This window comes from Myxococcus sp. RHSTA-1-4, from assembly GCF_020037125.1.
Lineage (GTDB): Bacteria > Myxococcota > Myxococcia > Myxococcales > Myxococcaceae > Myxococcus.
The window spans coordinates 1-10,116 of record NZ_JAIQDG010000074.1 but is presented as its reverse complement, the minus strand read 5'-3'; the positions used below and the strand labels follow the sequence as shown (position 1 = coordinate 10,116).

4 protein-coding genes are annotated in these 10,116 nt (G+C 72.1%); all 4 read right to left on the bottom strand.

Features of this window, described 5'->3' with window-relative positions:
* Positions 1–4,745 (bottom strand): non-ribosomal peptide synthetase (locus tag K8638_RS43805; RefSeq protein WP_223760747.1); only part of this gene is annotated, 4,745 nt, incomplete at its 3' end.
* Between the two features lie 146 nt (positions 4,746–4,891).
* A complete protein-coding gene (locus tag K8638_RS43800) occupies positions 4,892–7,324 on the bottom strand; it encodes a penicillin acylase family protein (RefSeq protein ID WP_223760746.1) in 2,433 nt (810 codons plus the stop codon).
* Positions 7,321–8,751, bottom strand: a complete 1,431-nt coding sequence (locus K8638_RS43795; protein WP_223760745.1) for an MFS transporter — start codon at positions 8,749–8,751, stop codon at positions 7,321–7,323. Before K8638_RS43795 ends, K8638_RS43800 begins: the two co-directional genes overlap by 4 nt.
* Positions 8,748–10,116 (bottom strand): alpha/beta fold hydrolase (locus K8638_RS43790; RefSeq protein WP_223760744.1); only part of this gene is annotated, 1,369 nt, incomplete at its 5' end. The genes K8638_RS43795 and K8638_RS43790, both read right to left, overlap by 4 nt.

Below are 10,116 nucleotides of genomic sequence, written 5' to 3'. Positions count from 1 at the left end.
GGCCCGACACCCCGGCGGCGCAGCGCATGAGCGAGCTGGTTGGCCCGCAGGTCGAGCTGCGCGTACGTGAGGTGCTCCCCCTGGAAGGAGGCGGCCAGCGCGTCCGGGGTGCGGCACACCTGGGCCTCGAACAACGAGTGGATGCAGGCGTCGGGGAGGTCCGCGCGGGTGCCGCTCCAATCCACGAGCAGCCGCTGGCGCTCCTCGCCCGAGAGCAGGGAGAGCGAGGACAGGTGCTTTTCGGGACTGGCGACCACGGCCTCCACGAGCGTGTGCAGGTGCCGCACCATGCGCTCGGCGGTGGTCGCATCGAACAGGTCGGCGCGGTAGTCCAGCGCTCCCTCGAAGCCCTCCGCCGTGCGCGTCAGCGTCAGCGTCAGGTCGAACCTGGCGACGTGGTCACCCATGGGGGCGCTGCGCATCACCAGCCCCGGGAGGGCCAGCTCCGCGGGCGGCGTGTTCTGCAGGATGAACATCACCCGGAACAGCGGGGCCTGGCGCAGGTCGCGCATGGGCTGGAGCTGCTCGAAGGGGACGTGCTGGTGGGCGTACGCGCCAAGGGCCGTCTCACGCACGCGGCCCAACAGCTCGCGCATTGTCGGGTCTCCGTCCAACCGGGTGCGCAGCACCAGCGTGTTGAGGAAATACCCGACGATGCCCTCCAGCTCGGCGCGGTTGCGCCCCGCCACGGGCGAGCCGATGGAGATGTCGTCCTGGCCGGAGTAGCGCGACAGCAGCACCTGGAACGCCGCCAGCAGGAGCATGAAGGGCGTGAGGCCTTCGCGCTGGCAGAGGGACTCCAGGGCTCCGGCCAGCTCGCGCGGGAGCAGGACGGGCGCCAGGGCTCCCGGTGGCGAGGCGTGGTGGGTGCGCGGCCTGTCGGTGGGCAGCTCCAGGTCCTGAGGCGCACCCTCGAGCTGTCGCCGCCACCAGGAGAGCTGCTTCTCCAGCTCCGCGTCATCCAGCCACCGGCGCTGCCACGCCGCATGGTCCGCGTACTGGAGCGGCAGCTCCGGCAGGGGCGAAGGCCGCCCCGCGGCGAAGGCGGGATAGAGCGCGGTCAGCTCCCGCACCAGGATGCTCATCGACCAGCCGTCGGAGACGATGTGGTGCACGTTGAGCAGCAGCACGTGCACCCGTGGCTCGAGCCTCAGCAGGAGGGTCCGGAACAGCGGGCCGGTGGAGAGGTGGAAGGGGCGCAGGGACTCCGTGTTGAGCCGGCGCCGCGCCTCGGCCTGACGCTCTCCGGGCGGCAGGCCGCTCAGGTCGACGAGGGGCAGCTCCAGCGGAGCGGGCGCGGAGATGCGCTGCACCGGGCCCTCTGCCTCACCGTGGAACGTGGTGCGCAGGGCCTCGTGGCGATGGACCAGGGCCTCCAGGCTCTGGCGCAGCGCCTCGGCCTCCAGCGTCCCGGTCAGCTCCAGCGTGAACGACATGTTGAAGGCCGGGCTGCCGGGCTCGAGCTGGTCCAGGAACCACAGGCGCTGCTGCGAGAAGGAGACGGGCAGCGTCCCCGTGCGCGGCACGCGTTCGATGGGCGGCTGCGTCCCGACCTCCCCCGCGCTCACGGCGGCGTCGATGCGCGCGGCGAGCGCGGTGACGGTGGGGGCCTGGAACAGCTCGCGAAGGGCCACCTCCACGCCGAAGGACGCGCGGATGCGCGAGACGACCCGGGTGGCCAGCAGGGAGTGGCCGCCCAGCTCGAAGAAGCTGTCCCTGGCGCCCACGCGCTCCACGCCGAGCACCTGGGCGAAGAGGCCGGCCACCAGCTCCTCGGTGGGCGTGCGCGGGGCGACGTACTCGCGGGACGTCTCCGGCTGCTCTGGTGCGGGCAGGGCCTTGCGGTCCACCTTGCCGTTGGGCGACAGGGGCAGGGCCGGCAGCACCACGAAGGCCGAGGGCACCATGAACGCGGGAAGCCGCTCCCCGAGCGCGGCGCCCAGGGCCGTGACGTCCAGGCTCGTCCCGGCGGCCACGACGTACGCCACCAGCCGCGCGCCCGCGGCCCCGTCCTCGCGGACCACCACGACGGTGTCGGCCACCCCCGGGCAGGCGCGCACGGCGGACTCGATTTCACCCAGCTCGATGCGGAAGCCACGCAGCTTCACCTGGAAGTCGGCGCGGCCCAGGTACTCCACCGCTCCGTCCGGCAGCCAGCGCGCCAGGTCTCCGGTGCGGTACATGCGTGCGCCCGGGGTGTCGCTGAACGGGTCCGGCACGAAGCGCTCGGCGGTGAGCTGGGGCCTGCGCCAGTAGCCGCGCCCCACCTGCACGCCGCCGATGTACAGCTCGCCCGTCACGCCCGCGGGTGTCGGGTGGCCATGCGCGTCGACGATGTAGATGCGCGTGTTCGCCACGGGCCGGCCAATGGGCACGGAGCGCAGGCTCTCCCCGCGCGGGCACTCCCAGTACGTGACGTCCACCGCGGCCTCGGTGGGGCCGTAGAGGTTGTGCACGGTGGCGGCAGGGAGGCGTGCGTGGGCCTTGAGCACCAGGTCCGCGGGCAGCGCCTCGCCGCTGCACACCACGCGGCGCAGGTCCACCAGTCCCTCCAGGCCCGGCTCCTCCACGAAGGCGCGCAGCATGGAGGGCACGAAGTGGGCGGTGGTGATGCGCTGCTCGGCCATCAACCGCACCAGGTAGGCCGGGTCCTGGTGGCCGCCGGGACGCGCCAGCACCAGCCGGGCGCCCGTCATGAGCGGCCAGAAGAACTCCCACACGGAGACGTCGAAGCTGAACGGCGTCTTCTGCAACACCGTGTCGTCCGCCGTCAGCCCGTACGCCTGCTGCATCCACAGCAGCCGGTTGACGACACCCAGGTGCGCATTCATCGCGCCCTTGGGGCGGCCGGTGCTTCCGGACGTGAAGATGACGTAGGCCAGGGACTCCGGGCCCGCCAGGGGCGCGGGCCGGGTGCCGGGCTGGTGCTCGACGGCGGCCCACTGCGTGTCCAGGCACAGCACCTGGGCGGAGTGGGGCGGCAGGACGCCCAGCAGGCGCTCCTGGGTGAGGAGCACCGGCGCGGAGGCGTCCTCCAGCATCCATGCCAGGCGCTCGCGCGGCCAGGCCGGGTCCAGCGGCACGTAGGCCGTGCCGGACTTGAGGACGCCCATCAAGGCGACCACCATCTCCAGCGAGCGCTCCAGGCACACGCCGACGAGCGACTCGGGGCCGGCCCCCAGCGAGCGCAGGTGGTGCGCCAGCTGGTTCGCGCGCGTGTCGAGCTGCGCGTAGGTGAGGCGCTGGTCCTCGAAGTCCAGTGCGACGGCGCCGGGCGTGAGCGCGGCCTGCCGCTCGAAGAGCTGGTGGATGCAGGCGTCGCGCGGGTAGTCCACCGCGGTGTCGTTCCAGCCCGCCAGCACGCGCCGGCGCTCGGCCTCGTCCATCAGCGGCAGCTCGGACAGGCGCCGCTCCGGCCGGGCGGCGATGCCCTCCAGCAGCGTCTGGAAGTGGCCCAGGAGCCGTGTCACCGTGGGCGCCTCGAAGAGGTCCGTGCGGTAGACGGCCGCGAGGCGCAGGCCCTGGGGCAGCTCGGTGGCGAGCAGCATCAGGTCCACCTGGGCCGTGCCGCTGTCCACGGGCTGTGCTTCCAGCGTCAGCCCCGGCACCTGAAGCGGGGGCAGCGGCGCGTTCTGCAAGGTGAACATCACCTGGAACAACGGCGAGGTGCTCAGCTTGCGCTCGGGCTGGAGTGCCTCCACCAGCTTCTCGAAGGGCAGGTCCTGGTGCGCGAAGGCCCCCAGCGACATCTCGTGTACCCGGCCCATCAGCTCCAGGAAGGACGGGTCCCCGGACAGGTCCGTGCGAAGGGCGAGCGTGTTGACGAACAGGCCGACGAGGCCCTCCAGCTCGGAGCGGTTGCGGCCCGCGACGGGCGAGCCCACGACGACGTCGTCCTGGCGGCTGTAGCGCGACAGCAGCACCTGGTACGCGGCCAGCAGCAGGGTGAAGAGGGTGCGGCCCTCACGGCGCGCCAGGTCCTTCAACGATTGGAGCAGCGCGGGAGGCAGCACCACCGTGAGGCGGGCACCGTCGGTGCCGGCCACGGAGGGCCGGGGCTTGTCCGTGGGCAGCTCCAGCACGGCGTTGGCATCCAACCGCTGGCGCCAGTAGCCGAGCTGCGAGTCGAGCGTCTCACCCTGGAGATTGCCGCGCTGCCACGCGGCGAAGTCCGCGTACTGCATGGGCAGGGGCGGAAGCGGCGAGGCCCGGCCCGCCGCGAGCGCGGGGTAGAGCGCGCCCAGCTCCCGCACCAGCACGCCCAGGGACCAGCCGTCGGAGACGATGTGGTGCACGTTGAGGAGCAGCAGGTGCTCGCGCTCACCCCAGCGGTACAGCACGGTGCGCAGCAGCGGGCCCTTCTCCAGGTCGAAGGGCTGCTTCGCCTCGGCATGAAGCCTGTGCCACGCGTCCGCCTCGTCCAGGGCGTCCGGCACGGGCAGTGCGACCTCCAGCGAGGGTGCGACGTGCTGGAGCACCTGCCCGTCCTGCTCGACGAAGGTGGTGCGCAGCGCTTCGTGCCGCCGCACCAGCTCCTGGAGCGCGCGGCGCAGGGCCTCGACGTCCACTTCGCCGGACAGGCGCACGGCGGTGGGGATGTTGAGGGCGGCGCTCCCGGGGTTGAGCCGCTCCGTGAACCACATCCGCTCCTGTGCGAAGGACACCGGAGCACGCCTTGCCTGGCGGGCCTTGTCACGCAGCAGCTCGGCGAGCCGAGCGCGCTTCTGTTCGGGGGTGAGCGCCATGGCCAGACTGCCTTTCCCAGCGCGCACACGACGCCACGGCACGGCCGTCGCCGGCCGGCGTCTCCCTGCGCGCGCTCACGAAGTACGACGAATCGAAGATGAGAGTGCGGGAGCCGTGACGGTATTACCCGAAGCTGGCGCTCAGGTCAGGGGCGCTTCGCGGCCGGCTGCAGGGTCAGCGTGTTCCGGGCGTGTGATTCCACTGCCTGTCGGGTGTGCAGCAACGGGTGGTAGCGGAGCTGGTGGTTCAGCTCGAGCAGGTCATCACGATGCGGGTGATACAGGTGCTCGGTCTGTCCGGGAGCGTGGATGGCCACGGACTTCGACAGGTCTCCCAGGTCGACAATCATCCGCAGCGCCGTGCCGTGGACGACCTTGAAGGGCTGGCTCCACAGGAAGGAGGCGCCGTCCACCGAGTAGTTGTCGCCGCGCGCGGGCAGCGTCCGGGTGTTCACGAGGCGCCGCAGCATTCCAGGACTGGCCGGCCCACCGAGCGTCGAGTGCTGGTACGTCAGCGTGTGGACGCGGCCCCACGCCCACCCCTTCGGGTCCTGCCCATGGTGCTCACCCAGCCACCGCAGGGCCTCGCCCAGGGCGCGGCGCAGGACGTCGTCCCGCGTCTCCCGCTCGGACGTCTTCGGGTCGTCCCACCACGGGTCCTCGGGCTTGCCCATCAGGTCGATGACCAGCGGCATGTGCATGCTGCCGTGGCGCTCGTAGTCGCTGTCCAGGTAGCGCTCCACCAGCTTGGGCCCCAGCTTGTGGCGCAGCAGGGCGCGCAGCACCTGGATGTACCAGACCTGGAAGAGGGTGGCGCCGACGCGGTCCACCTCGAAGCGCAAATCCCACGCGGCCAGCTCCTTCAAGGCCTGGGCCTGCGCGTCGTCCGCGGGCTTCACCGCCAGCAGGTACGGGCGCAGCAGCTCCGCGGGAATGGAGTACGTCTCCGCCTGGATGCGGCTCATGTCCTCCACCGTGTGCTTCGTGCCCTCCGCCAGCAGGTCGGTGATGCGCCGGGCGCGGTAGCCCGGGAACCAGTTGTGGGCGATGACGTACGGGTAGTCGTCGGACGTAATCTTGTTGTTGGCGGTGGCAGCGTAGCCCGCGGGCGGGTTGAGGGAGGCGGGCAGGTCCTCGAAGGGGATGTAGCCCTGCCACTCGTACTCGCCCGTCCACCCCGGCACGGGCACCGTCCCCTGGTGGCCCGCGGCGCGGATGGGGATGCGCCCCGTGGACTGGTAGCCGACGTTGCCGTTGACGTCCGCGTACACGAAGTTCTGCCCCGGGCTCTCCCACAGGGCACACGCGGCGCGGAACTCCTCCCAGCTCTTCGCCAGGTTCAGCCCCAGCAGCGCGTCGATGAGCGGCCTGCTGTCGGTGTGGGCCCACCGGAGCGCCATCGGCTCGGAGTCGCCCAGCAGGCTGCTCATGACCCGGTTGAGCAGCGGGCCGTGCCGCGTGCTGCGGATGGTCGTCGCCGCCGGGGGACCGCCCCGGACGGGGAACTCCTCGCGCAGCACCTCCAGGTCGTGCCACTCGCCCTTGTACTCGTAGCGCTTGGGCGACTTCGGGTCGTCCAGCTTCTCCACGTAGAAGTCCTGGGTGTCCGGTCCCAGGTTGGACATGCCCCACGAGGCCTGGCCGTTGTGGCCGATGACGAGCATGGGCACGCCGGGCAGCGAGAAGCCCACGTGGTTGAACCGGCCGCCGTGCAGGCCGTTCTCGTACCACTGCGACGGCAGGCCCAGGCCGATGTGGACGTCATTGGCGAGCAGCGGCTTGCCGCTGGCGGTGCGCTGGCCGTGCACCACCCAGTTGTTGCTGCCGGAGACGATGTTCGGGTCTCCCAGCACCGCGTCCGTGGCGTCCAGCCCCTCCATCGCCTTCACGCCGCGCAGGCCCGGGTACCTCGCCTCCTTGGGGACGATGAGCGGCGTCTGCGGCGCGTGCACGGGCAGCAGCAGCGCGGCGACCTCCTCTCCGGCCTCGGCCACCAGGCGCGCGCGCAGCAGCTCCAGGCGGTAGTTGCCGCCCAGCATGAGCGCCAGCATGTTGCCGCGCACCAGCGTGTCCACCGGCGTCCACTTCCCCGGGGTGTGGCCCAGGATGGTGAACTCCAGGGGCAGCGGCTCGCGGGCGATGCGCGCATTCACTCCGGCGGCGTAGGCCTCCAGGAGGGTGCGCGACTCCTGCGTCACGGACGGCAGGCTCTTCTCCGCCATGCGGCGCAGCCCCAGCGTGCGCATCAGGTGGTCCATGGGCACCACGCGCGGGCCCAGCACCGAGGCCAGCAGCCCGTTGCTCACGAGCCGGCCGAACTCGAGCTGCCACAGCCGGTCCTGCGCGTGCACGTAGCCCTGGGCGAAGAACAGGTCGTGCTCGTCCTTCGCGAAGATGTGCGGCACGCCCCAGGTGTCGCGGATGATTTCCACGGAGCCGTTCAGCCCCTCCACCTGGAAGGTGCCCTGCGCGCGGGGCCAGCGGCGGCGGGCGAGCCAGGGGCCCAGGCCCGGTGTGGCGGCGGCCAGGGCCGGCGGTAGCCGGCGGAGCGTCTGCAGCCATCGGTTGAGTGCGTTCATGACTCGGAGCTCCCGGTGGAGGCCAGCCGCGGCTCGGCCGCGGTGCCGGTCTGCGCGGTGGCGGCGTCGGCCGTGGGCATGGGCCTGGGGTGAGAGGGCAGGACGTCCGGCAGCTCGGACTCCACGTTGCGCACGCGCGGGGACAGCCACACCACCGCCACGCTCGTCAGCAGCATCAGGCTCAGCACGATGAACATCAGGGCGACGCCGCGCCCCTTGCCCACGCCAATCACCTCGCCCACCGTGGCGGCGAGCGCGCCGCCCGGCATCATCGCCGGCTCGAAGACCTTGTCCGCGAGGACGCCGCCCACGAGCGCCACCAGCAGGCCGATGCTCTGGAAGACCACCCGCCGGAGCGAGGCCACGCGCCCCTGCAGCGCGGGCGGCGTCTTGGTCTGCCAGATGACCTGGTTGCTGGACGAGATGAGCGGGAAGCAGAAGAGGAAGACGGCGGCGGCGCCCGCGATGAGGGGCACGTTGGGCGGAAGGGCCGCCAGCAGCAGGACGAGCGCGGCGATGATGGGAAAGCCCACGAGCCCCACGATGCGGCGCTTGGGGCCTCCCCACACGCTGGTGACGATGCCGCCCAGCAGCCCGCCCACTCCCGCGGAGGTGGCGATGCGTCCCAGCGACTGGACGTCCGTGAAGGCGAGCACCAGCGGGTTGATGAGCAGCATCACCATGCCCACGACGAAGCCGATGCTGGTGATGAACATGAGCAGGCCGCGCAGGCCCGGGCGCTCACGGATGAAGCTCCAGGCCTCCGCCAGGTCCGACTTCAGCGAGCGCGGGGCGCCCGGCGCCGCGGCGGCACGGGGCGGCGCGGGGAAGCGGACGAAGACCATCACCACCACGGCGAAGAGATAGGAGACGGCGTCCAGCACGAGGATGCCGCGCAGGCCGATGGAGGCCAGCAGCGCGCTCGCGAGGATGGGGCCGACAATCTGCGCCAGCGAGCCGCTCAGCTCCGACAGACCGCTGGCCCGGCCCAGGTGCGACCGGGGGACGAGGAGCGGCACCGTCGCCGACCACGCCGGGTAGCACATCGTGGAGCAGGCGGAGCCCAGGAAGAGGGGCAGGTAGAAGTACCAGGTCTGGATGGTCCAGTACCCGGCCTCCTGGCCCGCGAACAGCAGCCAGATGAGGAAGATGCTGAAGGCCGCGCCAACGTCTCCCCACAGCATGATTCTCCGGCGGTCCCACCGGTCCGCGAGGACGCCGGCCAGGGGGGACAGCACCACCATGGGCAGGGTGCCGAAGAAGGCGACGAGGGCGAAGTTGGTGACGGAGCCGGACGACTCGTACACGTGCGCCCCGAGCGCGAACGTCGTCAGGCCCGAGCCCAGCGCGGAGATGAGCTGCCCGAACCAGACGGTGAAGAAGGTCCGCATCGAGTGTCCCGATGTGGAGGGGGCTGGGGGAGTCATGAGGCGTCGCGCTCCAGGGCGTCCAGGTGGTTGGCGAGCCGTTCCGCCACGGGGGAGGCGTTGGGCGCGCTCAGCAGGGTGAAGTGATCGCCCGGCACTTCATACACCGTCAACGCGCCGGTGAGCCATGCGTGCCAGCCCAGGTCCTCCGTCCGGGGCATCCCGGCCGGGAGCGTGGCGGCCCGGAAGAGCACGGTGGGGCCCGTGTAGGTGCCAGCGGGCACGTAGGCGCGCTGGGCCTGACTGAGCCGCTGGTAGACGCGGAAGAGGCGCTCGGCCGCTTCCACGTCCAGGTCGAGCGCCCCGGCCGGTGAGCGCCGCGCCTGCTCCAGCACGTGCGCCAGGGCCTCGCGGACGTCCATCCGCCGCAGCGCATCCATGTCCAGCGGTATGTCCCGCCACGACAGGCCGAGCACCCGGCCGAAGCCGGCGAGCTGCGTGAGCGCGTCCGGCTCGGGGAGCGGCTCGCTCCTGGGGGCGTGGCTGTCGAGAAGGGCCAGCAGCTCCACCTGCTCGCCCTCCGCCTGGAGCAGCCGGGCCATCTCGTAGGCCACGAGTCCGCCGAAGGACCAGCCACCGAGCAGGTAGGGCCCCCGGGGCTGCACGGCGCGCAGCTGCGCGAGGTAGTCCCGCGCGAGGACCTCGACGGAGGCCGCGGGCAGCTCGCCCCCGTCCAGGCCGGAGGCGGACAGGCCGTACACGGGCCTGCCGGCGCCGAGCAGGCGGACGAGCTCGGTGTAGCTCAGCACGCCGCCGCCGCCGCCGTGGACGAGGAAGAGCGGCCGGCCCGTGGCCGTGCCCGCGTCCAGCCGCACCAGGTTGGAGGTGGAGCGGGAGCCTTCGTCCCGCCGCTCCAGCCGCTGGGCGAGGCGCTCCACCGTGGAGCCCTGGAAGAGGGCCGACACGGGCAGTGCGACGCCGGTGCGCTCCCGGAGTCGCGACATGAGGCGCACGGCCAGCAGGGAGTGGCCGCCGAGGGCGAAGAAGTCGTCGGTGGCGCCGACCTTCTCCAGGTGGAGCACCTCGGCCCAGACGGCGGCCACGGTCTCCTCTGCGGGCGTACGCGGAGCGATGTAGCCCGCACTCGCGGCGGAGGCGTCCGGCGCGGGCAGGGCGTTGCGGTCGACCTTGCCGTGGGTGTTGAGGGGCAGTGCCTCCAGGAAGACAAAGGCGGAGGGCACCATGTACTCGGGCAGGGAGCGCAGGAGGGAGGTGCGAAGCGCCGCCGTGTCGACAGGGGTGGCCTCGTCGGTGACGAGGTAGGCGACGAGGCGCGGGTTGCCGGGCACGTCCTCGCGAGCGAGCACGACGGCGCGTCGGACGCCGGGGAGGGCCTCCAGGGCGGACTCGATTTCGCCCAGCTCG

What these genes read in the sequence shown, in the direction of transcription:
- K8638_RS43800 (WP_223760746.1), bottom strand. Translation starts at nt 7,324, where the DNA reads ATGAACGCACTCAACCGATGGCTGCAGACGCTCCGCCGGCTACCGCCG.
- K8638_RS43795 (WP_223760745.1), bottom strand. Translation starts at nt 8,751, where the DNA reads ATGACTCCCCCAGCCCCCTCCACATCGGGACACTCGATGCGGACCTTC.